At 40.3% G+C, this 466-nt stretch carries 1 pseudogene; it reads left to right on the top strand.

The annotated features are described in order from the left end of the window. Positions 1-317: 317 nt before the first annotated feature. Positions 318-466, top strand: a pseudogene (locus tag FJR05_RS23605) (TenA family protein); the annotation flags it as partial.

The raw sequence follows: 466 nt of genomic DNA, 5'->3' as shown, positions 1-466 counted from the left end.
TCCAGTTTTACACTGCTATCGAACTGTGCTATCAATTCCTGTAATCCTTGCAGTAAGGCTGTTGTGTGACCGTCGCGGTGGATTTTAGCTAAGTGCCGTACTACCGGAATTAGTACATTAGGCACGCGGATCATCTCGCTGGGTGGGGTCTTGTTGGCAGTCATGATATCTATGGTTGATATCGAATATTGTATGGTAAATTTCCCCTAAGAAAATCTATCAGCACAATTTTTTTTGCTGTTATGCTTGTGCAATTAGTTAAGCGAAGCGGATATGATATTTGAATTTCACAGAGAAATTGACAAGTGAGGAAACTGATGAATTTATCTAGTGAATTATGGGTGGAAAATCAAGATTTAGCCCAAGCTTGTCTGGAGCATCCTTTTGTCCAAGGGATTGGGAATGGTACACTCAAGCAAGAGAAATTTGCTGATTATGTAGGACAAGACGCTTTTTTCTTAGAAGC

This window comes from Dolichospermum sp. UHCC 0259 (genome assembly GCF_009711935.1).
Taxonomy (GTDB): domain Bacteria; phylum Cyanobacteriota; class Cyanobacteriia; order Cyanobacteriales; family Nostocaceae; genus Dolichospermum.
This window is presented reverse-complemented; position numbering and strand designations above follow the sequence as displayed.